This is a genomic window from Frankia sp. CcMO1, from assembly GCF_977945845.1.
Genome location: NZ_CDWTMG010000003.1, coordinates 43,623 through 44,154 on the forward strand (window position 1 = coordinate 43,623; position 532 = coordinate 44,154).

Genomic DNA, 532 nt, shown 5'->3' on the forward strand with positions numbered 1-532 from the left:
TTCTTCGGCCACCCCGAGGTCTACATCCTCGCCCTGCCGTTCTTCGGCGTCGTCAGCGAGATTCTGCCGGTCTTCTCCCGCAAGCCGCTGTTCGGCTACAAGGGTCTGGTCTTCGCCACCATCGGCATCGCCGCCCTGTCCGTCGCGGTGTGGGCGCACCACATGTTCGTCACCGGCGCGGTGCTGCTGCCCTTCTTCGCCTTCCTGTCCTTCCTCATCGCGGTGCCGACCGGGATGAAGTTCTTCAACTGGATCGGCACGATGTGGCGCGGGCAGCTCACCTTCGAGACGCCGATGCTGTTCTGCGTCGGCTTCCTAGTGACCTTCCTGTTCGGTGGCCTGACCGGGGTGCTGCTGGCCAGCCCGCCGATCGACTTCCACGTCAGCGACAGCTACTTCGTCGTCGGCCACTTCCACTACGTCATCTTCGGGACCGTGGTGTTCGCCGCCTTCGGCGGCACCTACTTCTGGTTCCCGAAGGTCACGGGCCGGATGATGAACGACCGGCTCGGGAAGATCCATTTCTGGACGG

The 532-nt window shown here is 63.9% G+C and carries 1 protein-coding gene; it reads left to right on the forward strand.

The window, feature by feature from the left end; translation table 11 throughout:
• Positions 1–532: cbb3-type cytochrome c oxidase subunit I (locus AC08OU_RS01130; RefSeq protein ID WP_476604088.1), on the forward strand; the 532-nt coding region annotated here is incomplete at both ends.